This is a genomic window from Paenibacillus sp. S02, from assembly GCF_019454065.1.
GTDB classification, from domain to species: Bacteria; Bacillota; Bacilli; order Paenibacillales; family Paenibacillaceae; genus Paenibacillus; species Paenibacillus polymyxa_B.
This window is the reverse complement of sequence record NZ_CP073682.1, coordinates 228,699-254,499: the sequence shown is the minus strand read 5'-3', so window position 1 is coordinate 254,499 and position 25,801 is coordinate 228,699. Positions and strand designations below refer to the sequence as shown.

19 protein-coding genes are annotated in these 25,801 nt (G+C 43.8%); 6 read left to right on the top strand and 13 right to left on the bottom strand.

Translation table 11 applies throughout. The features are described from left to right. Nucleotides 1–105: 105 nt before the first annotated feature. Nucleotides 106–1,095 (top strand): zinc-binding dehydrogenase, encoded by a 990-nt coding sequence (locus KAI36_RS01115; RefSeq protein WP_220026664.1) that lies wholly within the window; start codon nucleotides 106–108, stop codon nucleotides 1,093–1,095. Between the two features lie 88 nt (nucleotides 1,096–1,183). Here KAI36_RS01115 and KAI36_RS01110 read toward each other — a convergent pair whose 3' ends face one another. From KAI36_RS01110 to KAI36_RS01100, 3 genes are all read right to left on the bottom strand, one after another. Further along, nucleotides 1,184–2,575 carry an MATE family efflux transporter gene (locus tag KAI36_RS01110; protein WP_220026663.1) on the bottom strand — a complete coding sequence of 464 codons (1,392 nt, stop codon included), beginning with the start codon at nucleotides 2,573–2,575 and terminating at the stop codon, nucleotides 1,184–1,186. A 275-nt stretch (nucleotides 2,576–2,850) separates the two neighbouring features. Next, nucleotides 2,851–4,221, bottom strand: a complete 1,371-nt coding sequence (locus KAI36_RS01105; protein WP_220026661.1) for a glycoside-pentoside-hexuronide (GPH):cation symporter — start codon at nucleotides 4,219–4,221, stop codon at nucleotides 2,851–2,853. A gap of 27 nt (nucleotides 4,222–4,248) precedes the next feature. Next, nucleotides 4,249–6,192: a glycoside hydrolase family 127 protein gene (locus KAI36_RS01100; RefSeq protein WP_220026660.1), complete on the bottom strand. Its 1,944-nt coding sequence runs from the start codon at nucleotides 6,190–6,192 to the stop codon at nucleotides 4,249–4,251. A 192-nt stretch (nucleotides 6,193–6,384) separates the two neighbouring features. Between KAI36_RS01100 and KAI36_RS01095 the strand changes: the two genes are divergently transcribed. Together KAI36_RS01095 and KAI36_RS01090 are read left to right on the top strand one after the other, a co-directional pair. Then, nucleotides 6,385–7,260 (top strand): helix-turn-helix transcriptional regulator, encoded by an 876-nt coding sequence (locus KAI36_RS01095; protein WP_023986520.1) that lies wholly within the window; start codon nucleotides 6,385–6,387, stop codon nucleotides 7,258–7,260. A 110-nt stretch (nucleotides 7,261–7,370) separates the two neighbouring features. Beyond that, entirely contained in the window at nucleotides 7,371–8,768 is a 1,398-nt protein-coding gene (locus tag KAI36_RS01090) for a phytase (protein WP_220026658.1), read from the top strand. Nucleotides 8,769–8,870: 102 nt separating this feature from the next. On the opposite strand, the gene KAI36_RS01085 is transcribed toward KAI36_RS01090, so the two are convergent. The 8 genes from KAI36_RS01085 to KAI36_RS01050 all read right to left on the bottom strand — a co-directional run bounded on the left by KAI36_RS01085 (nucleotide 8,871) and on the right by KAI36_RS01050 (nucleotide 21,061). After that, a complete protein-coding gene (locus KAI36_RS01085; RefSeq protein ID WP_220028018.1) occupies nucleotides 8,871–12,620 on the bottom strand; it encodes an alpha-L-arabinofuranosidase C-terminal domain-containing protein in 3,750 nt (1,249 codons plus the stop codon). Between the two features lie 258 nt (nucleotides 12,621–12,878). Next, nucleotides 12,879–13,871 carry an SPFH domain-containing protein gene (locus KAI36_RS01080; RefSeq protein WP_220026656.1) on the bottom strand — a complete coding sequence of 331 codons (993 nt, stop codon included), beginning with the start codon at nucleotides 13,869–13,871 and terminating at the stop codon, nucleotides 12,879–12,881. Between the two features lie 43 nt (nucleotides 13,872–13,914). Then, nucleotides 13,915–14,709 carry a TPM domain-containing protein gene (locus KAI36_RS01075; protein ID WP_220026655.1) on the bottom strand — a complete coding sequence of 265 codons (795 nt, stop codon included), beginning with the start codon at nucleotides 14,707–14,709 and terminating at the stop codon, nucleotides 13,915–13,917. Then, nucleotides 14,706–15,740 carry a TFIIB-type zinc ribbon-containing protein gene (locus tag KAI36_RS01070; RefSeq protein ID WP_220026653.1) on the bottom strand — a complete coding sequence of 345 codons (1,035 nt, stop codon included), beginning with the start codon at nucleotides 15,738–15,740 and terminating at the stop codon, nucleotides 14,706–14,708. The genes KAI36_RS01075 and KAI36_RS01070 overlap by 4 nt, the downstream gene beginning before the upstream one ends. 36 nt (nucleotides 15,741–15,776) lie before the next feature. Beyond that, a complete protein-coding gene (locus KAI36_RS01065; RefSeq protein WP_220026652.1) occupies nucleotides 15,777–16,358 on the bottom strand; it encodes a PspA/IM30 family protein in 582 nt (193 codons plus the stop codon). 183 nt (nucleotides 16,359–16,541) lie between these two features. Beyond that, the gene (locus tag KAI36_RS01060; protein ID WP_220026650.1) at nucleotides 16,542–17,384 is read right to left on the bottom strand and encodes an aldo/keto reductase; all 843 of its coding nucleotides are present in this window, start codon (nucleotides 17,382–17,384) and stop codon (nucleotides 16,542–16,544) included. A 275-nt stretch (nucleotides 17,385–17,659) separates the two neighbouring features. Further along, entirely contained in the window at nucleotides 17,660–20,044 is a 2,385-nt protein-coding gene (locus KAI36_RS01055; protein WP_220026648.1) for a phosphoketolase family protein, read from the bottom strand. A 294-nt stretch (nucleotides 20,045–20,338) separates the two neighbouring features. Further along, nucleotides 20,339–21,061 carry a GntR family transcriptional regulator gene (locus KAI36_RS01050; protein ID WP_023986502.1) on the bottom strand — a complete coding sequence of 241 codons (723 nt, stop codon included), beginning with the start codon at nucleotides 21,059–21,061 and terminating at the stop codon, nucleotides 20,339–20,341. 352 nt (nucleotides 21,062–21,413) lie between these two features. Here KAI36_RS01050 and KAI36_RS01045 point away from each other — a divergent pair, with 352 nt between their 5' ends. Continuing rightward, nucleotides 21,414–22,565, top strand: a complete 1,152-nt coding sequence (locus KAI36_RS01045) for a glycosyltransferase family 2 protein (RefSeq protein ID WP_220026647.1) — start codon at nucleotides 21,414–21,416, stop codon at nucleotides 22,563–22,565. A gap of 222 nt (nucleotides 22,566–22,787) precedes the next feature. Here the strand turns inward: KAI36_RS01045 and KAI36_RS01040 are convergent, their stop codons facing one another. After that, nucleotides 22,788–23,345 carry a PadR family transcriptional regulator gene (locus tag KAI36_RS01040; protein ID WP_220026645.1) on the bottom strand — a complete coding sequence of 186 codons (558 nt, stop codon included), beginning with the start codon at nucleotides 23,343–23,345 and terminating at the stop codon, nucleotides 22,788–22,790. 284 nt (nucleotides 23,346–23,629) lie between these two features. Here KAI36_RS01040 and KAI36_RS01035 point away from each other — a divergent pair, with 284 nt between their 5' ends. After that, nucleotides 23,630–24,103, top strand: coding sequence for a tautomerase family protein (locus KAI36_RS01035; RefSeq protein WP_220026644.1), 474 nt, complete (start codon nucleotides 23,630–23,632; stop codon nucleotides 24,101–24,103). 296 nt (nucleotides 24,104–24,399) lie between these two features. On the opposite strand, the gene KAI36_RS01030 is transcribed toward KAI36_RS01035, so the two are convergent. Then, nucleotides 24,400–25,047, bottom strand: coding sequence for an NAD(P)H-dependent oxidoreductase (locus KAI36_RS01030; RefSeq protein ID WP_220026641.1), 648 nt, complete (start codon nucleotides 25,045–25,047; stop codon nucleotides 24,400–24,402). A 175-nt stretch (nucleotides 25,048–25,222) separates the two neighbouring features. On the opposite strand from KAI36_RS01030, the gene KAI36_RS01025 reads away from it, so the two are divergent. Continuing rightward, complete coding sequence (locus tag KAI36_RS01025) at nucleotides 25,223–25,570, top strand: winged helix-turn-helix transcriptional regulator (protein ID WP_220026639.1); 348 nt, start codon at nucleotides 25,223–25,225, stop codon at nucleotides 25,568–25,570. Nucleotides 25,571–25,801: the final 231 nt, after the last annotated feature.

The window sequence follows — 25,801 nt, the reverse complement described above, 5'->3', positions numbered from 1 at the left end:
GTGATACTCACGTTCGATTTTGTTCATTTTACCGGATGCTTACCGCTCTGTACAATTCAATATACATGCAATTGCATCTAAATTCGCACCACGGGAGGTTTTAAAATGAAAGCCGTGATACATGCCAGCAAAAACGGCCCTGAGGGTCTGATGTATACAGACGTTACGGACAGACAGCCAGGGAACGATGAGGTGAGGGTAAAACTCAAAGCCGCAGGCTTGAACCATCGGGACCTATTCCTCATGGCAGATCAAGCTGCCAACGATGCTCCACTCATTCTCGGATCGGATGGAGCAGGTGTGATCGAGGCTGTGGGTCCTGGTGTCCCAACCTCGCTGGTAGGCACCGATGTAATTATCAATCCCTGTATCGGATGGGAGAATACGCACCATGTTCCCTTGGTTCCAGCCATTCTGGGCGGACCTTCGGACGGGACATTCGCTGAATCGGTTATCATCCCCGTCCAAAATGCCGTCAGCAAGCCAGCATACCTTTCATGGGAAGAAGCAGGGGTACTACCTTTGTCTGCTTTGACCGCTTACCGAGCGCTCTTCACAAGAGGCCAGTTACAGCAGGGTGAGCACGTCCTCATTCCCGGTATTGGCGGTGGTGTAGCCACGTATGCCATGCTTATGGCTTTAGCGGCAGGTGCACGGGTCACCGTCACATCACGCAGCGAAGCAAAGAGTCAGGCTGCCCTCGCCTATGGCGCTAATCATGCATTCGACAGCCATAGCGAATGGATAGAAAGTATGAACGGAGGCACTGTGGATCTGGTCCTTGACAGTATCGGTCCTGCTACATTCGATAAATATTTTGATATCCTCAAGCCGAACGGTCGGATCGTTACATTTGGCGCAAGCTCAGGAGATCGAGTAGAGATTCCGCTGCGGTCTATATTTTTCCCCCAAATCAGCATCATCGGCACCTCTATGGGCAGTGGCGAGGAATTCGCAGCTATGCTTCAGTTTATGGAGCGCCATGCACTCCATCCGATTATAGATAGCGTATTTCCTTTACAAGACACACCGCAAGCCTTCCACCGTATGCAGCAGGGAGCGCAGTTAGGCAATATAGGGATCAGGATGGAGTAAGGGGCCTGAACGAAGTATAGGAATAGAAAAAAATCCACTGCCGTAAAATGCCTTCATCCAGAAGTCAATTTTATGGTAGTGGACCTATTCAGTCGATCAAACGATGCTGGACCCATTTGTTGCCGCGGAAGCGCCAAAGGAAGACGATCCCCCGCACGCCCCATTCAATATCCATAGCCAACCAGACACCAACAATCCCCAGGTTGAACACAATGCCCAAAATATACCCGAGCACCACCCGGCACAACCACATGGACAGCATTGAGGTGAGGGACGTAAATTTTGAATCACCTGCTGCCCTTAGTGCAGAGGGTGTAATAAAGGCAATGGACCAGAGCGGAATCTGGGCCAACGTATTAATCAGTATGACAACAAATATGTCATCTACGATTTCAGCAGGCGGATGAAACAGCCCCACCATCGGCTCAAACAAAGGCATCAGTATTAATCCCATTACAATAAACGAACAAGACGACAGCCAAATAAACGATTTGGTAAACTTCCGGGCATCCTCGACATTTCGACGTCCCATGCATTGACCGACCACGGTTACAATCGTAAGAGCCAAAGCATTCGCAGGGATTTGGAACACATTAGCTAGGGATGAGCAAATGGCATTCGTCGCCAACGCATTCGTCCCCAGGCTCACAATGAAAATTTGGGTTAAAATTTTGCCCCCATTGAAAAACATCTGCTCCGCTGCAAAGGGAAGCCCGATAAACAGAATCTTTTTAAGCATAGCCAGATTAAAATAAAGCATATCTCTAAGCTGAACACGCAAGTCATCATCTACCCTGACCAAATAGATCAGCGCGCATACTGCTCCTGCATATCTGGACACATTGACGGCAATCGTCATGCCCAGCACACCCATATCCAATACATTAATGAATACCACATTAAGAAGCACATACGAGAGGTTCATGATGAGCGAAAGAGCCAGCGATGCCCTCGTCTTCCCAATTCCCCTCAGCGCTCCACACACTGCCTCAACGATTGCAATTCCCACAAAAGACATACAGCTTCCCAGCAGATATACCTTACCGTTAGCTATTACATCAGGCGAGGCCGAACCAAACAGAACACTTAAAATCGGATTGTACAAAACCATCATAAACAAACTGATACATAAGGCCAGCAAGGAAACGGAGGAAATAGTGCCGGAAGCAGCTTTAGAGACCATGAGGTCGTTACCGCTCCCCTTATACTGTGCCACGACAACCGTTCCCCCGGTAGACACTGCAACAAACACATTAATCAGAAAAATATTCAAAGAATCGATCATATTTACAGCACTAACTGCCGCCATCCCCGACGAGCTAATCATTGCCGTGTTCACCAAATTAAGACCCACAATAAAAGCCTGATCAATCAGAAGCGGGATAAACAGTGCAATAATCTGTCGATAATCAATAGACTCTCCTGAAAAGTGCTTATTCAGAAAGCCATGTGTTCTCATCCTTACACTCAGTTGACTCATATCATCACATTCTTTTTCTCAAATTGAAAAAAACCCTTCAACAGAAGAGCCTTCATGGCGAAAAAATGTATAAAGTTGCAAGGCTAGATGTGTCTAGTTCTTGATTCTGTACACTTTTCTCTATATAGAAGTATTACTCCAAAAGAAAATCCTGTCAATGGCTTTACTCACATTTGAATAGAAAAAAACAAAAAAACCTGCTCAGCTCAGTGAACAGGTTTTGGAGCAGCATTATAACGTTTTATCGTGTCATTAAACCCTTGTTAAGAGAACGTCTATGATCTTCTCGCAATTAAATCTTGTTGAATAGAAGCTTCATTCTTTTCGAATTTTTTATAAAAAAACATAGGAATGATTCCGATCAAGAAGACGATAAATGGCAGCCAGATAAAGCTAAATTGAATGCCAGACAACGCCGTAGGGGTTTGAACTTTCCCAGCGATATAACCGGTGCTGCCCATGATCCATGCTGGCAATAATCCGCCGATTCCGCTACCCGCTTTAATACAGAATGCGCTTCCAATCGAGGTCAGGAAACCACTTGCCCGAATACCATTTTTCCATTCCCCATAATCGACTGTATCTGACAACATCGCAAACGGCATAGAACATGCAAAACCTGATCCTAACGCACCAATAATCCAGCCGATAATAATGAGGGTTAAATCTGTACTTCCCATTAAAATCACGACTTGACCCAGCGCTGCTAATATCAATCCGATAATCATAATCGCATTTTTACTTAATTTTCTGGCGAAAAACGGAATCAGAACCATCGAGATCAACTGCAAGGAGGTCAGTCCATTGATTAAAGGCACTAAGTCCTTACTGTCCAGATTGTATTGCAGATAAAAGATTAGCGTTGCTGAACGAATATTCAAACCAATCCAGTAACACAAGTTGGCAGCTACAACGAGCATCCAGGGCCAGTTTCGTTTGATGGCTGTAAAGCTTTTAGCAATGGGAACGGATTTCGTTTTCACTGCTGCATTTTCTCGCAAATCGGCAAACGCTATGAAAAACATAATAATCGCCATGATTCCAAATAAAACGAGCGTTAAGGAAAATCCTTTTTGATCATTCCCCTGTCCAAAGAAAGCGACCAAAGGTAACGTAAACGTCGTGGCGATGAAGAAACCCACATTCCCCCCAACCATGCGGAAGGAGTTCAAGACTACGCGTTCATTAGAATTGGTGCTCAGATTAGGCAGAATAGACGTAATCGGCGTACTAATTCCTGTGTACAGGATGCCGGCTATGATATACGTAATGGCGGCATATGCAATTTTGCCCGACTCACTCCAATTGGGTGTCGTAAACGTAAGGACCATGAACACAGCGAACGGGATCGCTAACCATAGAAAATAGGGTCTGCTCTGGCCGTATTTCGACTTGGTTCGGTCAATCAGGATGCCCCAAATCGGGGCATCAATGGCATCGATAAAACGGGTGATAAATAGTAATGTCCCGGCAATCCCGATAGAAAGACCGAATACATCTGTATAAAAATATAATAGATAACTGGAAATGACACAGTATAGTAAATTGCCTGCTGTATCCGTTAATGAATAGCTGATTTTACGATGAAAAGGAACGGTACTGTTTGCCTTTTCCGGTGGTTCTGTACTCACAATTCTCGTACTCATGATCTTTCCTCTCCCCATGCGAATGAATTATGATTCATAAACCCATACACGCATTTCCCCTTTAGCCCGATTGCACCAGGCGTAGTAAGGAATGGCGGTAATTTGTTGAGGAACAAATTCAGGAGGCTCCGAGCTATATAATGCATTCGAATTTTTTAGCCGGTATCCCTCTATGGTCAGCTTTACAACGCCACCCAGCAGGTTTTCGCTGAACTCTTCCGTAATGAGGCTATCCTTCGTCAATCTTAATCCTGCCAAATTCGCTCCATTATCTACTTCTTCCAGACAGAACACGACTGGGCCGCGTTGGAGAGCAATTTGCTGCTGGTTCATGGAGACCAGCGGATTGCTTCGAATGCGTTCAACTGGCATAGCCAAATGCAGAGTTACCACATCTCCGTCCTTCCAAGTACGCTGAATCTCGATATAGCCATTTTCCAGATGGTCTAATGACATAGCTTCCCCATTCACCTTCACCTCTGCCTGCTTACACCAACCCGGAATCCGCAGTGCCCATTTGAAGGAAGTCGGCTCTGTTACGTGGATCGAAAAGGTTAGATCCGCATCCCATGGATAATGATGAGTTTGTGTAATTTCAACCTCTTGACCAGATAAAGTCATGTTCACCTTGCTGGCAATATACAGATGCGTATACAATGTATCATCCGTTTGGGTGTACATATTGTCCTCAACCGATGCAATCATTCGTGCCAAGTTGGGCGGACAGCAGGCGCAGAAAAACCATTTTTGCCGTTCTGTTTTTACATGCTCTTGATCTTTTCTGGATTTTTGAAAAGGATTAACCTCCAGCGGATTCACGTAGAAAAACCGTTTCCCGTCCAGATCCATCCCACTAATCGTTCCGTTGTATAGCGCACGCTCCAAAACATCGGCATATTTCCGGTCTGGCGCTAAGCGCAGCATACGATTGGCCCAAAAGGCCAGCCCTACAGAGGCGCAGGTCTCACAGTACATGCTGTCATTGGGAAGATCGTGATGGCAAGTGAACGCTTCCGCGTTTACAGTAGAACCGATCCCTGCAGTGATGTACATTTTGTGATTCGTTACATCATCCCACAGCGTTTCACAGGCTCGTAACAGGGAAGCATCCCCTGTTTTCGCGGCTAAGTCCGCCATCGCAATATACAGATACACCGCTCTTACCGCATGGCCGACTGCCTCTTTTTGTTCCCGCACAGGTTGGTGTGCTTGCTGGTATTCGAAGCCTAAGCCAAAATTGATGTTGTTATCATCATTCCAGGTGGGCTCTGTTTGAATATGTTTTCTCTCTTCTTGTTCCTCTGCAAAGTAAATAGGATGCTGTCCCCGCTGTTCAATAAAATATTGCGCTAATTTGAGATATTGATCCTTTGCAGTTACGTCGTATAATTTGATCAAGGCCAACTCAATTTCTTCATGTCCCGGGTAGCCTTTCCGTTTCCCTTCTTCCGTACCAAAAATCTGCTGAATCAGGTCTACGTATTTCTCCATAATGTGAAGAAACTTCGCTTTGCCCGTCGTTTCATAATAAGCAACAGCCGCTTCTATAAAATGCCCTGCACAATATAGCTCATGATTATCTCTTAGGTTCGTCCAGCGATTATTGGGTTCCTTCAGCAGATAGTACGTATTCAGATATCCATCCTCAGCTTGAGCTCTTCCCAACAATTCAATCACTTCATCAGCCCGCTCTTCAAGCGCAGGATTCGGATGATCCCTTAAGCTAAAGGCAACCGTCTCCAGCCATTTGGCAAGATCACTGTCCTGGAAAACGGTTCCATAGTACTCCCCACTGGATTCCCCGGCTGCAATCCTAAAGTTTTCAATCGCATGACTGGGTTCTGTATCTGGTAATTCATCATTTAATGCTTTCCACTGATAAGGAATAACCTCTTCCGCCACGACCTGCTTATACTTTTTCCAAAATAAATCATCAACGATGACATGCTTAACTGGCTTTGCCGTTTTCATTGGATAAACATCCCTTCCTGGAAATAGAACGCTTTCATTTTTGAAAAAATAAGGATAAAGTAATGATAATATCGTACAAGCTAACCTGAGCTCCCCTTGCTACGTCCTTATTTTATCAACCTGAATTTATAAAAAAAATCGCGATCTTTAACTAAAACTTATACGATTTCACACACAAAGGAGCTGGCTTCCATGAGCAAAACTGACTTTCTATCATTCCTTGTCCCTCCGCTGCCTTATTTCATTGAGGGGAATTTTACTACATATCAAAAAGGGGATTGGCACCCGAATAGGTATAATCTGGGTTATTTTGACGTAATAATCATTAAAGAAGGGTTGCTGCACATTGGCGAAGAGGACGAAGTGTGGAAGGTAACTGAAAATTACGCTCTCATTCTTGAACCGGATAAACATCATTTTCCCATTGAGGCATGTACAGAACAAACCTCCTTTTACTGGTTCCATTTTCAAACCAATAGCATGTGGTGCGCACAATCCTCACCCAATCCTATTATACCCAGCACCCCCATTCCCGAGCTGCACTTTCATTCAGAACATACGACCATTCATTTGCCCAAAATTCAAAAAGTGGTGAATCCACATGAGCTATTTTCGAAATTAGACTATTTACTAGCCTCTACTTTAAAACCTAGAAAACTGGCACTATGGGAGGCCCAACAGACGTTTGTGAATGTTTTTCAGAGTTTGGAGTATGATCAGAATAATAAAGACAGCTCCTCTAAGTTGGCAGAACAGATCGAAATATACCTAAAACAGAATTACAAAAATACAATCACCAATAAAGATTTGGAGACCCATTTTCACGTACATCAGAACTATCTCGCCAGATGTATGAAGGTCGCCTTCCAGCGCACACCGCTTGAGTATTTAATGGATTATCGACTGGATCAAGGGCGTAGTCTTTTGCTACAAACCGACTGGTCTGTCCAACAAATTACCGAGGAAACGGGATTCTCCCAAGCAAGCTATTTCTCCAAATGCTTTAAAGAAAAGTTCGGAATGTCTCCAAAGAATTACAGACAACAATACTGGAAGCCAGTCCATTGAATGCTTACACCTCCTTTACATTCCTTTTACATTTTCATTGTATCCTTTTGATATTCTCGCTTTATACTGAGTCGGTTATATCATTTTCACTTCAGAAAAGGGGCATACATATGAAGTCAACTAAACTAGCATTATTAGCCATTTTAACGGGGATTCTGGTATCACCAGAACTGACCCATGCGGCAGACATTCAGCCATCCGGGTGTGCACCACTACGAACACAGGCAGATAAAATGGGGGCGACAATTACATGGGACAGTGATGACCAGTCTGTTTTGGTCAAACTGAAAAATGGCATTGTCGGGACCTTTACAGTTGGTGAGAAGCAATATCGTCTAGCTGGACTAACCGGAAAAGCGGACCGGGAAATTAAAATAGTGAATGGAAATGTATATCTTCCTACAAAACTTCTTACAGCGCTTGAAGCAGAGAACAGCAAATATGCAGATCCTAAGGACGCAGTTCCCACCTATAAAGTAATTCCCTCTGCCGAAACAGAAGCTGTGGAGGATGGAGAAGACGCAGCCGACGACCCTGCAATCTGGCTCAACCCGGTCGATCCAGAGAAAAGTAGAATTTTAGCAACCAATAAAGGCGGCGGGATTTTAGTCTATGATCTGGAAGGCAAGCAACTGCAAAACATGAAGGTCGGAAAAATGAATAACGTGGACCTTCGTTACGGTTTCACGTTGGGCGGCAAAAAAATTGATATCGCAGGGGCAACCAATCGAACCAACAACACGATTGATATCTTTGCCATTGACGGTGCATCAGGAAAGCTGACCAACGTGGTTGGCAAACCCATTAAAGCATCTATGAAAGAAGTGTACGGATTCAGCTTATACCATAGCCTCAAGACAGATAAATTTTACGCGCTCGTGTTGGGCAAAGAGGGTGAATTTGAACAATATGAGCTGACTGATGACGGAAGTGGAAAAATTGCAGGTAAGCCTGTCCGCCAGTTCAAGCTGAATACGCAATCCGAAGGCATGGTTGCTGATGATGAATATGGTACGATTTACATCGCTGAAGAGGATTACGCCATTTGGAAGTATAGTGCCGAGCCAGACGGTTCATCCGAGCCGCTGCGACGTGTTGATATTGCAGATGGGCGCAGACTTCACGATGACATAGAAGGACTTACTTTGTATTACGGTAAAGATGGCAAGGGGTATCTCATGGCCTCCAGTCAAGGAAACAGCAGCTATGCGATCTATGAACGACAAGGCGACAATGCTTATATAAGCAACTTTACGATCAGCGCGAGCCCTACTGTTGACGGTACGTCTGTCACAGACGGTATTGATGTTCTTGGCTACGGATTAGGCAAGAATTTCCCGCATGGTATCTTCGTTGCACAAGATGACGAAAATCTTCAAAACGGCAAAAAGTTAAATCAGAACTTTAAAATGGTGCCTTGGGAGCAGATCGCCAAGGGCGCACGCATCCCGCTAACGATAGACGATGGCATCAACCCGCGTGAATTGGTAAACAGAAGCACACAGTAATGCCCCTCGGGGAAATCAACTCAATATTCCGACCCTATTCATAGAAAAAAAGAGGTGTTCCAAAAGCCATAAAACGGCTGCTTGGGACACCCCTTTTTGTTTTTAAGCGAGAAAAGGTTTAAGATCCAGCACCAGCACATTTACCGAGTTGGCCGGTAAGTCTAAGAGGACAGAATCCGAATGAAGCGTGATCTGTTGTTCGGTAGGCACTACCTTCTCATCATTCTTCTTGTTCACGTTAGGTACATGAACAAGCGAGGAATCGCCGGTTAGTGTAATCAGCTTAGCGATGGACTCAACATTCAAATCTTGTAGATTCAGCTGTGTTACCTTATCCACGTTGTCGGCATTCACCAGCTTCACGTATACATGCTCAGCATCTTGGGTTACCGAGTTGAACACGTCTCTGTTGTAAGCCTCCAGCTTGTAGTCCAGCACTTTGCTGGTTGTCTCGCCGTCGGTGTATGAGCAAATCAGATTGTTGCCCGTTTCACCGCCGTAGTTCACTGTTATGGTGTAGTCCGTGTTGTCAGCCAACTCTTCATAGCTAGCTGCTCTCAAGTTACCTGCCGCTGTACTGGAAGAGTAGTCACCCATTGTGTAGCCTTCCACACCTTGCTTGTAAACCTTTACGCCGGTAGCCTTGCCGTCATAGCCGATCGCGTATTCGACAACGTCCTTTTTCTCCGCAGAAATATCCGTGAGACCCGCACCCACGTAAAAACCGTCCGTGCCGGAAATGCGGGAAGCGACCACCTCTACCTTGTAATTGCTCCAGCTGTCGTTCAAGATGTACAGACCATTCAGACCGCTATCCTGAGCTTTGAGCACAAGCCCCTTGCCTTCCTCCACTGTAGAGCCCACGGAACCGGGAATGACCTGCCAAGCCGAATTCAATTCCTGGGTAAAGTCTTGATCCAGTAGCACACTGCCGTCCTGGTTGGAAGTAACGGTCACACGCTTAATCATAACTTCGGCGTTGCCTGTCGCGATTTCAATTCCACCCTGAGGAATGAGATCCGTTGGCTTGCCGTTTTTGTAAGTAGAGAAAGAAGTGCTCAATACTTTATTCCCCAAATATTTAGCATACATTTGCTGTACATAGTAGTTCGGCGTAAACCACACTGTTTCGTCATCGAACCAGATGCAGTCTGGCGTCCATCTGTAGGTTCCATCTGTCAGCACCTTGTTAAACAGCGGTGCATAGGCAGCCAACCGAACGACATCGGCATTATTTTCGAAGCCCGTCATCACCGCTGCCTCTGCTACAGCGCCTGCTAATGTATTTTTATCCGTTGAGGCGTACTCCCCGACAAAAACCTTTGATGTCGCTTTCCAATTTATACTGCCGTCCGCGTTATAAGCTCTGTAGTAGTAGTTATAGCGGTCCACGTTATTCAGCAGGTACTCGTTAGAACGATAGTAGTGCTCGTCTGCAATGGTGTCCATATAGTCTTTTTGCTTCTCATACCAGGTTACCGTTTCTTCCGTCACCTGGTTACCATCTGCAAAAGCAACCTTAGCCGAGCCCTTCATATTACCGCTCAGGAACTTCCAGCCCTGTTGATATGCATCGTCGTCTGCTTGAGCGCCAACCGTGGAAATGATATGCAGCTCATAACCCGGATAGTTTTTCTCCATGTACTCATCAATCGACGTTTTGAACACTTCAAAGTTGGCAAAGAACTCTGTGCCCCAGTTCTCGTTACCCACACCCAAATAACGCAGATCGAACGGAGCTGCATGGCCCATTTTTTTACGCATAGCAGCCCATTCATTATGTTCAAAATCCACACTAATCGCAAAGTCGATCAGATCCGTAAAGTTCTTAATGTAGTATTCTCTTAATGCGCCTCCAGCCGGATGAGCGTAATCGGAACGGGCTTGACAGAGAACGCCACAGGCCATAACCGGAAGCGGAGCTGCATTCAGGTCTTCTGCCAACTGGAAATACTCCATATAACCAAGGCCCATGGTCATCATATAGCCCCATACATTAAAGTTTTCCTTGCGCAGCTCGATATCCCCAATCGATTCCTTCCAATCGTATACGTTTTCCCATATAAACGAACCCTCGGAAATACAACCACCTGGAAACCGCAAAAACTTCGGATGCATGCCAACCAGTGCGTTCACCAGATCTTTTCTCAGTCGGTAGTTAGGATTTCCCTGGAAGTTAGCATGTGCCGATGGGGATTGCGCTTCCTCTCCTGCGCCCCATACATCTTGTGGGAATAAAGAAACCATATCAACCGAAATGTCCCCTTCAAATGTAAGCGCCAGCTGCCCGAGAACCGTAGCTGAGCCTGTCAGCACAAGTTTGGAATCGACGCCGTACTTCTTCCACGTGTTGCCGCCTTCCACCTGTATCGTAACCGAATTACTAATAGCCTTTTCATTCGAGTCTTGCAGTTGCAGTGTGATTGCGCCCGCTGAATCGGCCTTCGCCCAGATGGTAAACTCATACTTGGCGCCCTCTTGGATGGACATGGCACAATTCTGGTTAGAGTCGGAAAAGCCCTTGTTCCGAATCGTTGCACCATCCGCTACCGTCACATAATAAGAGTTCACTTCTTTGTCTTTTGCGCCTAAAAACTCATTTAATCCACCGCTATGTTGTGGAGTCATCTTGTCCGTATCACCAGACCAGGCGAACAACGGGTTGCGGTTCCGTCCTGTAGAGCAGCCGCATTCACCGGAAGCATGGGAATACGTATCGAACTCGAAAGATTCAAAAGAGCGATTCTGAACGAGTTCTGCATAAATCCCGCCATCTGCCGCGTTATTGATATCTTCATAGAATAAGCCGTACATCACTTCGCTGACATCCAGTACTTCCTTATTTCCATGAATGGTCAGCGTGTACGGAGGCAGCTGTTCAGGAAGAACGGACACTTCAAAGCTTTCTTCAATCTGGCTTAAGCCCTTCGTTAACAAAGCTGTGACGGTAACCCCTTGTGCAGAGGTTATCGCCTGCACCTGCCCATTGTCAGAGAGTATACTAGGTTGGCTGGATTTCCAGGTCACTTCTACTCTTCCGCCCATCAGAACGGTTGGCAGAGATAAGTCCTTGGTCACAATCGTCGTTGGAAAGGACAAATATTTATCTCTAGCAAGCTTCACGATCTCTTCATCTGTCAACGAATCGCACATGACCTCAATGACTTCATCTGCCGACAAGCCTGCTTTATAAATTCTAAAGTCTGAAACGGAGCCGGCAAAGTCTACATCCGCCGCATGCTGGGAGCGACCGATAAAATTGTTGCTGTAGTTGGACGAGTCTGTAAACGTTTCGAACCATTTACGCAGCTTGGCATAGTTACCGCTGGAAGTTTGGCTGATGGAACCATCCGCTACCACTTCACCATTGACATATATCACCGGACCGGCACTGCTTAATGTGCCGCCTTCCGTGCCGATCACAGACAGGGCTATGTGCATCCACTCATCCCTGACAAAGCCTCTTCCCGGGTCTACGGATAAATCCGCCTCGGTGAAAAGGGTTCCGCGCAGATTCCGTGTCATGAACATATAGGGTCCTGTATGGGCTTTACCAAAGTCAAAAACACGTTCCCACATATCTGTGAATCTGCCGAAGTTGACCCAAGCAGTAACCGTCACACCGGTGTTATCGCTTACATCTTTGAATAAATCGGAAGGAAGCTGGATATACGATGTACCGTTGGGGCCTCCCTCAAGCGTCAAAGCTGCTCTACCGGTAGCATGGGAAATCGCAGGTGTTACTGTGCCTGAAGCAACCCCATCGTTACCTTGCCCTGAGCTATCTTTGCCGACGTTCTCTGCATCATCAAACTTGTAACGCGCAATGATTTGATCTTGGAATTTGGTCATCATCGTTGCTCCTATACCTATAGTTTATTAATGTAATAACTAATTAGTTAATATAAATACATACTATATAGCTATAGTACCTTATCCTGAGTACCTTTTTCAATCCAATAAATCGGATTTATGAAGAAAATACTTGAACGAACTACATAAAAAAGCAGCCATCACAGAAGATACTCTGCGATAACTGCCTTTTGGCTTACAGGATTACTTGACCCAGTCGGAGCTTTTCTGAAATAAAGAAGTTGGGCCGTAGCTATGTTATCCGTTCAATTTTTGTCCACAATTCGGACAGAAGTTAGCTCCTTCGTTTTTTGTACCGCAATTCGGACAGAAATTGGGCTTATTACCGTCTCCAGATGGAGAGGGGGCAGCAGGTGTAGGCTGAGTCTCAGCCGAAGGCTTTGGGTTCGGGTTCAAATTTTTCATCATTTCATTTGCTATATTCATCCCCATCATCATACTCGCCATATCTGAAGCAGCACCGCCGCCTTTTACATTACCCGATGCAATCCCGTCCGTCATCGTCACTTGTTGGTACTTTTGCAGATTACCGATCATTTCATGAGAGGCTGTCTTCGTAATCATATCTTGGATTTCTTGAGGATAATTGAAGCTCATCACATGAAAGCCAGTAATCATCATACCGTTGTCCATCACTTGCATATCCAGATCTTCTTGAATACCTTTTGAAATGTCAGAAGCATTCGCCTGCAGATTGAACATGTCCTTTCCTTCTCTGCTGATCCACTTCATCAATAACTGATCCAACACCGAAGTAATCCGTATTTTCACATCCTCAACTAGATAACTGTCCTTCACTCCGGCAATCTTATCGATGAGCGTAACATAATCGTTCACTTTAAAATTAAATGTACCATTAGCACGAATCGGCATACCACCTGGCAGCTGGGGCGTCGGGATCAGCACTGGATTCTGCGTCCCCCATTTGACAGTAAACTCCTTCGTATTAACGAATAAGACCTCTACCCTCATGCCACTGTTAAAACCAAATTTAAACCCTTTTAGTGTGGATAGAAATGGAATAATGTCAGAGTCCATGTTATACGACCCTTCATTCTCAAAAATACCCTCTATTTTGCCGTTATTTACAAAAATCGCATCTTGACCGGAGCGGATGATTAATTTACTGCCTTTTTTAATTTCACGGTTGCTCCACTTCCAGAAAATCATATCATCCCTAAATTCTTCCCACTCTACAACATTTGCAAATTGATTTCTGAAGAACCCCATACTGTATCCATCCCTTCCGTTTAGGATTTTGCAAAATCCTCAGTTAAAATGATCCTCTGCTGCCGCTATGCGAATGACCGCCGCTGGTAGTCCCTCCACCACCGCCAGAGCTGCTGCTACTGCTGCTCTTTTCAATCTTCCGTTTCGTTGTCGTTGTGTGAAGATACTGATCTCGATGCTCCAGAACTCCTGAAGCGTTCGCATCCTCGTAGGTCTGCCGATTTACCGTAACCCGACCGCCAGAATTGGAAACCATTTTGCCCACGATAATTGCCGCCAATCCCAGGGCAACCGCCAAATGAAGCCAGCCTTTAAAAAATATACTGTCTGGATTCACCCCTGGACGGATTGCCAAATATTTGTGCGCGCTTAGAATATACTTTTGAAATGCCAGCCCATAGTTGCCGTTCGTCAAATCCGGGCTAATCTCATGGCGTATTTTAGTAAGCCTGTCATCATCCAGATACCGTTCTGCCTTATAAAATCCGGCCAAGTACACCTCTCTATTTCTCATATCCATCGTTAAAATGACCGCGTTCCCATGAGATCTGTCATACCCCGGACCATGGTCATCATAAAAATCCTGCGTCATTTTCATAACATCCATATTGTCGGGATTGAGGGTAGTATAAATAATAATGTCCGTTTCTCTTTCCGCTCCGTATTGATTAGCCATAGCGTTCAACACATCATACTCTTCCTGATTGAGCAGACCCGCTTCATCATAAATCAATGGCTTCATTTCTGTCGTTGCTGGTTCGCCCTTCATTTCCATAGGAAGCGCCAGAAAAACAGCAAAGAACAACAAGACGGCTATAATGGCTCTATGTCTTTTCAATAGAATTCCCCTCCCATCATCAACCAAGTGATTAACCTCAATGAAAAGAGAGTAATGCCGAAAATGCCTGCAAACCAAGCCGTCACTTTGAACTTGCTAATCGGAGGCTTACCGACTACCTTGCCCGTCTGTCCGTTCATAGCAAACGTATGTTCCAATTGATTATAGTCATAGTGTATGACCCACACCGGGAGCAGGACATAATCCGCTTGTTTTAATGTAGTATCAATTTGCTTTTCCGCATAACTCACGGCCGTATACTCTGACACCGTAGAATGAATATAAGCATCAATATATTCCTTCACTTTTTCTTTAACTCGCGGGAAAAGCTCTTCTTCGTTATAACTGTACTTCTCCGCAATATAACCTGCTAGATATGGCGTTTTAAAGGGTTTTAGCTGATCGTATGGAAAAGGCTCCAATTTATCCATCAGCTCATCGTTCATTTTCTCCGCAGCATCAATCGGAACCTTTACATAATTCAAACGGATTTTCCGATATACATCAAAATGCTTTGTTTCCGTATATTCGTAGTCTCCGCTCGTATAGGTTCTCACTTGGGTACCTTCACCTTGAACCTCAATTTTATTATGTAATTCATATAACCAGAAGGGCACATACATCCCGGTTATTCCCTTGATTCGGTCTGCTATCATGAACCGGTTCGGCGTCAGACGGCCATTCTTGCACCATTTTTTGAAAGCAGCTATGGCTTCTTCCTTACTGATGGAAAAAGGAATAACCTGCGCTGGAGCCAGCTTTCCAGTCAGTCGATCCCCGAGAACCACGGCAGAACCACAAAAGCTGCACACCGTTGCACTCGTCTCCACTTCGGTCATAATCACTGCTCCGCAGTTATTACAATGATACTCATGGGCCTCATCTTCTGAAAAAATACGATTTATCAGAGGATCAGGAATAGATTCGATATTGTCTTCTCTTCCGCAACTATGACAGGATAACGTCCCTGTCTCACCGTCAAAAACCATGCCGCTGCCGCAGTTGGGGCATTTGTATTCGATAACCGGCATCTGCTCACCTCTTCATGTAGATACTGTTATGATTCCTTATAAAGCATCCAGATCGTCCTTCGTTCCTGCCCGAAGCTCGGCTATAGCCATCGCTTCATCATACGCTCTGTTCACCTGTTCTTCCATAACTTCGAAAGCAGAATTCTTGTTACCTATAGAATTCAAGGTTTGCTGTGCTTTGGCAACCGCCATCTTCCCTTTAAGTTCAGCGCTCCGCGCTTCTAGTTGCCCCATATCGGACACCAACTTCTCCTGCATTTGTTTCATATTTACGGCGTTTGTCGAAGCTACATCATAGGACGTTTGTAATTGTTCCAATTTCTCCGCCTGCAAACCTTTTCTCTCCAAAAACTTTCGAGCTTCCTCTTCATTACCAGCTTCCACAGACTTACTGGCATAATGCTGGAACTTTTTGATTTCGGCTTTGCATTCATCCAGTGCTCTTTTTGCCCTTCTCTCATCAGCCAACACTGAGGCCGTCTCCGCTTTCACCTTGCCTAGATCACTGTTTAAATTCCGCATATAATCGTCAATGGTTCTCTCCGGGTCTCCCACCTTATCCACTAAGGCGTTAATATTCATTTTCATAATATCCCTAAACCTCGACAAAATTCCCATGATGACCTCCTTCGAAAGGACTACATTCCACCATATCATACATCAAATCCGGTAAAAAATGTTCATCATAGCTCTATATACTGACCCACTGATCACTTTCGGATGTGTGTTCGTTTTATTATAAAAGCAAAGGGTCCAAAAACCCTCGACAGATTTTTGAACCCTTCTATTTATTGTTCCTGATTATAGTTCTTCATAGGACTTGGGGTCCTGACCCCATATCCGTCCATCCTCACTGCTAAATGCCGAAATCACGTTCATTTCCTCTGAAGACAACTCAAAATCGAAAATATCCAGATTCTCCGTTTGGTGTTTTAAAGAAGAGGCCTTAGGGATCGGGATTGCTCCAAGTTGGATATGCCAACGTAAAATCGCTTGTGTAGTCGTTTTACCATGAGCAGCAGCGATTTCCCCAATCTCTTCATTCTCCAGCATGCTGTGACCGCGACCCAAGGGGCTCCACGATTCCGTCACGATGCCTTGTTCAGCATCTTTTGCACGCTGATGCTCCTGATTAAATAATGGATGCAATTCAACTTGATTTAAGCTCGGCGTGACACCTGTTTCCCGAATTAAACGTTCATTATGCTCGGGCAGAAAATTGCAGACCCCGATGGAACGAATATAGCCCCTTTTCTTCGCCTCAATCAACGCCTGCCAGGCTTCAACATATCGATCAATTTGGGGATTCGGCCAATGGATCAGATACAGATCATAATAGTCCAGACCTCCTCTATATAATGACTCTTCGATCGTTACAATGGCTTCTTGGTAAGCATGTCGGCGACCCGGTAGTTTGGAGCAAATCAACAATTCTTCTCTGGGCACAGAGCTCTGCCGGACCGCTTTCCCAACAGCACCCTCATTTTCATAGTTGAACGCTGTGTCGATCAGACGGTAACCTGCATCAATCGCGCCGGTAATTGCCTTGACTCCATCTGCACCTTTCAATCCAGCAGTCCCAAATCCAATGACGGGCACTTTAGTCCCATCATTCAATACCTTCTCCGGAATTTGATGGTTCATATTAACAGCCTCCTTTACTATTCTCATATAACATAACACCTCTTCAAAGCTCCGGCAAAATATAGAAATCCATTCCGTTCCCTATATATGTATATACCCACTAGCTCGTAACTTCCCTACCAAGTTCTCTGTGTGCTAAATCAAAAAGCGCCTGATCCCCATTGAAATCATACTTGAAGTCAAGGGGTCAGGCACTTGTACCACTACCAAATCATATATTCCACTTCATGCTTGATTGCTTGGTTGTCCAACACAAAGTTGAAGTATCTGTATTTTTATTTCAAGCCTTTCCATACCCAGTTCTCTACCTCTGGCAAGTCAATGCCCTCTTCGCGAATGAATTGATGATGTTTCTTAACCGTAGCATCCATTTCATCCACAATGTTGGTGTACTTCTCAGCGTCAGGTAAGTTGAGAACAGCTTCCTTCACTAAGTCAAAACGATCCATTTGATTCAATACACGCATATCAAATGGTGTCGTAATATCGCCATTCTCACGGTAACCATGTACATGCAAGTTATGATTGTGACGATCAAAGAACAGATCTTTGATCAGACCTTCGTAACCATGGAAAGCGAAAACAACTGGCTTGTCTTTTGTGAAAAAATGATCAAACTCGGCGTCGGATAATCCACGCGGGTCTAGTTTTTGACTTCTCAGTTTCAGCAAATCTACCACGTTGATGTACCGAATCTTCAAGTCAGGCAGTTTTTCATGCAAAATGGAAATCGCAGCTAAGCTTTCAATAGTTGGCTCTGTACCAGCAGAAGCAATGACAAGGTCAGGTTCTCCACCTTGATCTGTACTTGCCCAGTCAATAATCTTCAACCCTTTATCCACCAATTCTTTCGCTTCATCAGCAGTAAACCATTGTGGACGTGGGTGTTTAGACGAAACAATCAAATTGATCTTTTGACGGTCGTTTAAAATGGTGTCGAAAACAGCCAACAATGAATTGGCATCAGCTGGAAGATACTCCCGAATAAATTCTGGTTTTTTATCAGCCAAATGACCTAACAAACCTGGATCTTGGTGTGTATACCCATTATGATCCTGTTGGAACACCGTTGAGGTTGCTACGACATTCAATGATGGGATATCTGCACGCCATCCTTGATCCGTTGCTTTACGCAGCCACTTAAAGTGTTGGGTGATCATCGAGTCAACCACACGCAGGAAGGCTTCGTAACTTGCAAAGAAACCATGACGACCTGTTAATACATAACCCTCCAGCAATCCTTCAGCTTGGTGTTCGGATAATTGAGAATCAATTACGCGACCATAGGATGATAAGAATTCATCATTAGGTTCAATAATTTGGTCCATCCATTGGCGTTTGGTTACTTCAAAAACAGGAGCCAAGCGGTTAGACATCGTTTCATCCGGTCCGAAGATTCTGAAATTACGATTTTCTTCATTTAAGAGAACCACATCTTTAACGTATTTCCCTAAAACCGACATATCTTGCGCAATCACTTTACCAGGTACGGAATTATCCAGCGCATAGTTACGGAAATCCGGTAACTTCAAGTCTTTAATGAGGTTACCCGCATTCGCAACAGGGTTCATTCCCATACGTTTATCGCCTGTAGGCAGAATTTCAGCAAGCTCAGAGTTTAAACGACCGTTTTCGTCGAACAATTCCTCTGGTCTGTAGCTATTCAGCCATTCTAACAAAGCAGGTGCGTGTTGCATATTTTTTTGATCAACTGGAATTGGAACCTGATGGGCACGGAATGAATTTTCATTCGGTACGTTGTCCCATTCCTTCGGACCTGTCCAGCCCTTAGGTGAACGGAATACAATCATCGGCCACGCCGGACGAGTAAGGTCATTATTTTCACGCGCATTCTTCTGAATAGCTTCAATCTTCTCGATGGCCGTATCCAATACTTTCGCCATTTCTGGATGCATGTGATCCGGATTTTCACCTTCAACAAAGAACGGTTCCCAACCCAAACCTTTAAAGTATGAGGTCAATTCTTCTTTCGATTGACGAGACATAATCGTTGGGTTACTAATCTTAAAGCCATTCAAGTGCAAGATTGGTAGCACTGCACCATCTGTGATGGGATTGATAAATCTGTTAGAGAACCACGAAGCGGCTAATGGGCCCGTTTCAGCTTCGCCATCACCAATAACAACAGCCGAAATCAGATCAGGATTATCCAAAATGGCACCTACACCATGAGAAAGGGAGTAGCCTAATTCTCCACCTTCATGGATAGATCCAGGTGTTTCAGGAGCAGCATGTGAAGCAATACCGCCAGGGAAAGAGAATTGTTTGAACAATTTCTTCATACCTGGGATATCTTGCGTAATTTGCGGATAGATTTCAGTGTAGCTTCCATCCAGATAAGAATTTGAAACCATAACCTGGCCGCCGTGACCAGGACCTTCAATATAAAGCATGCTCAAATCATATTTATTAATAACACGATTTAGATGTGCATAAATAAAGTTTTGACCCGGAATTGTGCCCCAGTGTCCAATAGGCTTAACCTTCACATCTGAATCTTTTAAAGGCTCTCTCAACAAAGGATTATCTTTTAAATAAAGCTGACCTACCGAAATGTAGTTCGTTGCACGCCAATATGCATCAAGTTTTTCCAAATATGTTTTAGATGAATAATCTGCTAACACGGGTGATAATGACATTGTGTCCACTCCCTAAGTAGTTTTGTTTGTAATTTATTTCCGAAAATTTCATCTACATGTACATCATAACGCTACGCCAATTAAATTCAACCTTTTTCACAAGTGATACGGTCCAATTTTGTGAAATTTTGAACATACTATGAAATATAAATTAAAAAGACAGTAAAAAAGCTCTTACATTAAAATATATAGAAGTATAAACCAATAAAATTTGTAATAAACGAGGCAATCGCAGGCTCCAATCCTTTTTTCAAAACCATAAAAAAAAGACCGGAGAATTCTCCAGTCTTATCATTAGTGAACCGATACAAAGGTATTAAATTTCAAATATTTGTAATGAAATCGCATATGAGAAAACTCAAATGGCGTACCGTTATCTAAAAAGAAGACACCTTCCATAATACCTACAGGCTCATTTTCATTTAAATGTAGTAGCTTTTGATCATTCTCTTGAGACGGTTCTGCAAAAATGGATAAAAAAGATTTGGTGACGGCCAAGTTCCGCGAGTCTTCCAAATAATTAAAAATGGACCCCTCGATAATTGTCTGATTTAAATTTTGGACAATTTTAATGGGGATATAGCCTGTTTCAATCATAAAAGGATCATCATCAAACAGACGTAAGCGGACAATTTTGTATACAAAATCATGAGTCTCCAAGAACAAATCGCGCTGTAATTCTTCTGTTGGCGGAATGACCTCAAAACTCAATACTTTGATTTTTGGCTTTTTACCATGCATTTGAAAATTATCAGTGACCCCTAGATTAGAGCCTTCGTAGTTAAAGATAGATTCATTTCTTATGTATAATGGATTTATAAATGTCCCGGAACCTTGTTTTTTGAAAATAATTCCGACATTCTCCATTTTAGTCAGAGCACGTTTAATTGAACTACGACTAACCTGGTAAGTCTCACTAAGACTACGTTCATCTGGCAATCTCATATCTGCAAACTTTCCCGCAAAGATTTTCATCTTGAGATCGTCAATAATTTGCTTATAGACAAATTGTGTCATATAGTACTCCTCTTTCAGGTCTTCTATAACTCTATATAGTTTACCATAACTTGCCCATTTCATCTCATGTTTGTTTCTGTTGGCTGAGCGGGCTTTCAGCGGATAGGAAGCGCCGTCGCTTTTACTTTACATCTCTATGCATAATACCATGATTACACATATATAACACCACTGAACGTACCCGCAAAACAGCAGAAATTACAGAACCCCCACCTTAGCATCAGTAATAAGACCAAGCCTGTTTCGAACCTTGAGGGATGTTTGACTAGACCAGGCTAAAATCCTTGAATACATTGTTATTATTTATCTTGTTCAAACGTTTTCTAATAAGAATGGTGGGGGGGAGATCATATTGGCTATCCGCTACAGCGTCATCATTCCAACCTATAATCGAGCCCAGCAATTGTTGCTAACACTCGCTTCATTTGAGACACAAACCTATCCAAAGCAACTATTCGAAGTAATTGTAGCTGATGACGGTTCTACAGACGGAACGAAAGAAATGGTCGAAGGCTTCAAAGCATCCTATCCTCTTATCTATGTGTCACATCAGGAACAACGCGGTCGATCTGCCGTTCGAAATTTGGGACTGCGCCGTGCAAAAGGGCTATACATCATCTTCTGCGACGCTGACTTTGTAGTATTACCGGAATTCATTAGGATCGTGAGCCGTTATCACCGTAAATATCCCAAGTCCGTGCTCTCAGGCATTCCTCACTCATGGGACGATGCTTTTACCCATTATTACCCTGACTTTTCTCCTGAAGAAAAAGAACAATGTCGCAACATACTTACGCAGTCCAACTTATGGAATGCTGACTATGAAGCAGCGAACGAAATTACTCCGATCATAACCCCAGAAGATATCCTTCACCAAACGGGTGCACTGTCTAAAGTAGTTAGTCCCACAAGAGTCCCCCCCAATACGCAGAAACAATTTGCCACAACGGATGTCGCTCCCTGGATGCTGCTGGTTACTCGTTGTGTAGCCATCAGACGCAGTCACTTGATTCGTATTGGAGGTTTTAATGAACGGTTTGTGCTGTATGGACTCGAAGACTGGGACCTTGGCTATAGACTGCATCGCTTGAAGATCCCTTTTTATTGCATCAAAGAGGTGGTCGGATATCATCAGGAACATCCAACCTATCTTAGAGGTAACGTTTTAAATACAGAAAATCTGAGAATCATGTATGAAACTTACGGATTCAATGACTCCTCGTTAAATTTATTTGCCCTTATCCCTCCATCCGAGGATTTTGAGACCTACAAAAATACGTTGCGGGTATTGCGCAGGGGATTCCGCTCTAGGTTAACACGCTCATCAGCACTGTTATTAAGAAGAACACTACGCATTGCAGCCAAACAGTTCTACGATCAAAGCCATACTCATGCATACAAAAAATCATTACACTTGATAAAAAAGAAAGCAGCGAACCGGAAAAGTCGAGTCGCTCACGTGTTACGAGAAATGCTGGTGAAGTCTGAAAAGCTGGTGGAATAATAGTTACTCATTTACAGCGTACAAAATCGTGTGTATTGCATCCTCCTTACGGGATAAAAAAACTCCTCCATAAAGGTGCGAGCCCAACTTGGCAAGCAGCTTTATGGAGGAGGAGTCGCCATGTCAGGAGATAACGACAAGAATTGTCGTTACTAGTTTACTATTCCTCTGATAGTCCAGCATGCTTTCTGATTATTCATTACATATGAATTTTACCAACTGCTAAGAACTCAATATTTTAATGCTATCATCGCACCAGCTAATTAAACTGCTAAACTGACTCTTACCATAGCTCATTGTGATCATCCAATATTTGTGATTATGGTCTTTATGCTCTACGTTGATAAGCCAACGTTCAAGTTCTTCAAAAATATGCAAGCTTTCCACTAGCTTTTCTTTGTACTCCTGTATGTGCTTTATAATCATTTCAGGCGAAGAATTCCCGCCAAAAAACACCCTCAACAGCAGCTCATTTTTTTTAAGCATCACCACATGCTCCATGGGCTGAGAAAGCCAGTCTGACAACGTCTGCCTTCCCTGATCGGTAATGCTGTAGAGTTTCTTGTCAGGCTTTCCTTTCTGTCGAATAACCTCGACTGCAATATCTTTTCGATCCAGTAGCTCTGCCAGGCTGGGATAGATCTGACCATAGTTCTCATTCCAAAAGTAACTAGTGCTTTGCTCCATATGTTGCTTTATATCATAACCGGTATGAGGACCCAGACTCAGAATGCCTAATACCGCAAACATTGTATTGGTTTTTCCTGACTGTCTCGCCATTATATATTATGCCTCCTGTTACCTCTAGCAAATCTCCGTAGTATGTCATGCTTTCATTAGACTAGACATAATTATAGCCCATTTAAACTAGCTTCACATCTCTCTATATATTATTTAAATATATATTATTATAATAATTAGTGTTGACAGGGGTTTATAACCGTTCTATATTAACGATATCAACAAAATACCAATGAGCTTGCCAAGCTGAAGCCTTGGATACAGATATCATAAAGAATTCCAAGACATCGCTTGGTTAAATCTTAATAAGGAGATATCAGACCATGACCATGATCAGTGTAAATTATCCCGCAGGCCGCATAACGCTTGAACAGCGCCGTCTTTTGGCAGAAGGTTTGACGGATGCAGTTCTCGTTCCAGAGGTAGGTCAATATTGTCCGCCAGCAAGAGAAGGGTTTCAGGTCCATTTCACCGAACGTCCAATAGATTACATGGCAATTGGCGGGCAATTGCTGTCGGATCAGCCAGAACGTGATGTAATTACTGTCAATGTTCTGGTGATGGATGGTGACTGGCCTAACGACGTTCGCAAAAAAGTGCTTGAGAATATTCTTGGCAGTTTGACTAAAGTACTTGGTGTACCGGAACCATCCCCAACTTGGTGGGTATCCTTCCAGGTCATTGAAGAAGGCAGCTGGGGTTCTCGCGGCAGCGTGCTCTCCATTCTAGACCTGCTGGATTCAGGAGTCTTTACTGAGGAGAAAATGAAGGCTATCAAGCAAAATATTACACGGTAATGCGTGGAATTTGGTCATTTCTAAAGATTGGAGGAGCATTCATATCTTGTCGACTAGAGGATACGGGAAACACCGGGAAATCTCCTGACGTGGTGGCTAAGGCAATTTACAAACCGGCAACTGACGTCTTAAACCGTCTGCGGTATTCAGTAAGAGAACCATCCAAAAGGTTATATCTTTAGCAGTAACAAGCTTATAACTTAGCACAGTGTAATATGTCCATATGTCCAAACGAAAGAACACCCATAAGGGTGTTCTTCATTTTTCCAAAGAAACGTTCTCCAGTTTACGTATTCTTAATGGCTAGCCAAATCATGCTCCAAAGCTTGAAGAGAAAGGCTACCCCTCGTACTGCCTCCCTCTCCCGGTCTCATATCAAAAATACGATCGACAAATCGATTGATATCCAGCAGCATTGCTTTTCGTTCCTCCAAGGTTACACGCGGCACCGAGTAAAGAAGCTTAATCTCAGCATCCGAAAACTTGGCGAACCCAAACAAATTATCGTTCGCCGCGTAGAGCATATCTTTCTGACGTGATATACGAATATAGTCTTCTGAAGATCCTGTTGTAAAAATCGAGTAGGCTCTCTTGCCCCCAAGCCCATATACACCATCAGAAGAACGTACGAGTCCTGTTGTGAACACTCTATCTATATATCCTTTAATAACAGCGGGAAATCCACCCCACCATACCGGTGAAATAATAATCAAGGCATCTGCCCACAATAAATCCTCCTGTTCTTTTACTATCTCCTCTGGCAATACGTTAGTGACCTTAGCCTCTAAATCCTTTAAGCCTGCCGTCGGATTAAATGACATTTGAATTAAGTCTTTTACCTTAACATTCGCCCCTCGTACGTTTAAATGAGCGATCACCTGCTCCAAAATCGCTTTGTTAAAGCTCTTAGCATAAGGGTGACCATATAGAATATTAATGTTCATCTTCTTCGCCCCCAGAATATTTTCATATGGCTTGTCAAAGCTTTAATGCTAATGTAATGTTAAGCCAATGGTATCTAAACAACAAGTAGGCATATTTATAGTATATACTATCAAAAATCATACTAATTGATTTCATAGGACTTTCTGGAATACAAACGATGAGGAGATGGAACAAATGAGTGAAAATCCGAATTATTTTACAGATTGCCCCTTAACAAAGGTTCAGAAAATCATTGGCGGAAAATGGAAAATAGTGATTTTATGGTTTCTGTCCCGTGGTACCCGAAGATTTGGTGAAATTAAACGCGCCTTTCCTGATACCACACAAGCGATGTTAACCAAGCAGCTAAGAGAATTAGAAGAAGACGGATTTGTGCATCGCGAAATATTCAGAGAAATCCCTCCCCGGGTTGAATACTCGCTAACAGCTCACGGAGCAAATTTCGTCCCCATATTGCGCAGTATGTATGATTGGGGAGAGGTTCATCTGGAGCACTCGAAAATTAGATGCGTTGAAAAATAGCGATTAAATATACATCCCCCCTGCCTAGCGTGATCAGACTTTCATCCCTATGTTATAAGTCCATACCAAGTGCATAATGAAAACCCACTATGACCAATTTTGTCAAAGTGGGTTTAATCCTGTTGATATTCATCTTGTCATGTTTATATTCAGTCATGTACCGTTTTTCTAAACCTGGCAGTTCCCATCAACATGGCTTCACCTTTTCCTCTGGGGGCAAAACAGCTGCCG

What these genes read in the sequence shown, in the direction of transcription:
- KAI36_RS01055 (WP_220026648.1), bottom strand. Translation starts at nt 20,044, where the DNA reads ATGTCATTATCACCCGTGTTAGCAGATTATTCATCTAAAACATATTTG.
- KAI36_RS01030 (WP_220026641.1), bottom strand. Translation starts at nt 25,047, where the DNA reads ATGAACATTAATATTCTATATGGTCACCCTTATGCTAAGAGCTTTAAC.
- KAI36_RS01090 (WP_220026658.1), top strand. Translation starts at nt 7,371, where the DNA reads ATGAAGTCAACTAAACTAGCATTATTAGCCATTTTAACGGGGATTCTG.
- KAI36_RS01040 (WP_220026645.1), bottom strand. Translation starts at nt 23,345, where the DNA reads ATGGCGAGACAGTCAGGAAAAACCAATACAATGTTTGCGGTATTAGGC.
- KAI36_RS01065 (WP_220026652.1), bottom strand. Translation starts at nt 16,358, where the DNA reads ATGGGAATTTTGTCGAGGTTTAGGGATATTATGAAAATGAATATTAAC.
- KAI36_RS01105 (WP_220026661.1), bottom strand. Translation starts at nt 4,221, where the DNA reads ATGAGTACGAGAATTGTGAGTACAGAACCACCGGAAAAGGCAAACAGT.
- KAI36_RS01095 (WP_023986520.1), top strand. Translation starts at nt 6,385, where the DNA reads ATGAGCAAAACTGACTTTCTATCATTCCTTGTCCCTCCGCTGCCTTAT.
- KAI36_RS01060 (WP_220026650.1), bottom strand. Translation starts at nt 17,384, where the DNA reads ATGAACCATCAAATTCCGGAGAAGGTATTGAATGATGGGACTAAAGTG.
- KAI36_RS01025 (WP_220026639.1), top strand. Translation starts at nt 25,223, where the DNA reads ATGAGTGAAAATCCGAATTATTTTACAGATTGCCCCTTAACAAAGGTT.
- KAI36_RS01100 (WP_220026660.1), bottom strand. Translation starts at nt 6,192, where the DNA reads ATGAAAACGGCAAAGCCAGTTAAGCATGTCATCGTTGATGATTTATTT.
- KAI36_RS01035 (WP_220026644.1), top strand. Translation starts at nt 23,630, where the DNA reads ATGACCATGATCAGTGTAAATTATCCCGCAGGCCGCATAACGCTTGAA.
- KAI36_RS01085 (WP_220028018.1), bottom strand. Translation starts at nt 12,620, where the DNA reads ATGACCAAATTCCAAGATCAAATCATTGCGCGTTACAAGTTTGATGAT.
- KAI36_RS01115 (WP_220026664.1), top strand. Translation starts at nt 106, where the DNA reads ATGAAAGCCGTGATACATGCCAGCAAAAACGGCCCTGAGGGTCTGATG.
- KAI36_RS01080 (WP_220026656.1), bottom strand. Translation starts at nt 13,871, where the DNA reads ATGGGGTTCTTCAGAAATCAATTTGCAAATGTTGTAGAGTGGGAAGAA.
- KAI36_RS01110 (WP_220026663.1), bottom strand. Translation starts at nt 2,575, where the DNA reads ATGAGTCAACTGAGTGTAAGGATGAGAACACATGGCTTTCTGAATAAG.
- KAI36_RS01070 (WP_220026653.1), bottom strand. Translation starts at nt 15,740, where the DNA reads ATGCCGGTTATCGAATACAAATGCCCCAACTGCGGCAGCGGCATGGTT.
- KAI36_RS01050 (WP_023986502.1), bottom strand. Translation starts at nt 21,061, where the DNA reads ATGACACAATTTGTCTATAAGCAAATTATTGACGATCTCAAGATGAAA.